This is a genomic window from Arhodomonas sp. KWT, from assembly GCF_010993615.1.
Genome location: NZ_WNXE01000603.1, coordinates 1 through 1,003, shown reverse-complemented (window position 1 = coordinate 1,003; position 1,003 = coordinate 1). Strand labels below are relative to the sequence as shown.

1 protein-coding gene is annotated in these 1,003 nt (G+C 70.7%); it reads right to left on the bottom strand.

Annotated features, from left to right (window positions below; genetic code table 11):
- Positions 1-84 precede the first annotated feature (84 nt).
- The coding region (locus G7A99_RS21065; RefSeq protein ID WP_163143857.1) for a LysM peptidoglycan-binding domain-containing protein at positions 85-1,003 on the bottom strand (919 nt) is incomplete at its 5' end.

Sequence of the window (1,003 nt, the reverse complement as noted above, 5' to 3'; positions counted from 1 at the left end):
CTGCTCCTGGCAGCCAACGTCCCGATGCCGACGCACCCAGGCGGCGATGTCCGCTGCCGGGAGCAGCCGACCTACCGGTGATCGCTATCTCGTCGGGTCGACGCGGAGCTTGAGGCGCTGGCCGGGCTGGAGGTATTCGCCCTGATCGAGGGCGTTCCAGCGCCGGAGGTCCGCCACGCGGACGTTGAACGCCTGCGCGATGCGGTAGAGGGAATCGCCCTTGCGCACGGTGTAGACCACGCGCTGCTCGTGATTGCCCGAGCCGCTGCGATCGCTACCGCCGCTGCCAGTGTTGCGGCGTACGACCAGCGTCTGCCCCGGATGCAGGGTGGCGTTGGCGCCGAGGTCGTTCCAGGCGGTGAGCTCGTCCACGGTGACGTCGTAGCGTCGCGCGATGGTCCAGAGGCTGTCGCCGGACTGGACGGTGTGGCGCACCGGTGGTGTCTTGGCGACCTTGCTGCCGCGGCCGACGACAAGGGTCTCGCCGGGCTGGAGCGTGGCATTCGAGGGGAGGTCGTTCCAGGCGGTGAGGTCATCCACGCTTACGTCATAGCGTCGCGCGATGGCCCACAGGCTGTCGCCGGGCTGAACCTCGTGGCGCATCGGCGGGTTGCCCCCGCCGCCGGTCTGGCGGGCGAGGCGGCCGCTGTCCTCCGGCCGGCCGGCCACAGGAACCACCAGCTCCTGGCCGACACGGATGAGGTTGCCATTGAGGTCGTTGACGTCGCGGAGCACCGAGACGTCGGTGTGATACTTGCTCGCGATCTCGCCGAGGGTGTCGCCACGGGCAACCCGGTGACGGCGCCAGCGCATGCGCTCTGACGGGGCGGTCGCCGCCAGACCCTCGCGGAAACGCTCGGCGCGGTCGGCGGGGACCACGAGGCGGTGCGGTCCGTCCGGCGGCGTGGCCCAGCGGTTATAGCCCGGGTTGAGGCGGTAGAGCGTCTCGGTGGAGATCCCCGCAAGGTCCGCGGCAAGGGCGAGGTCGATCTGGCCGTCCACC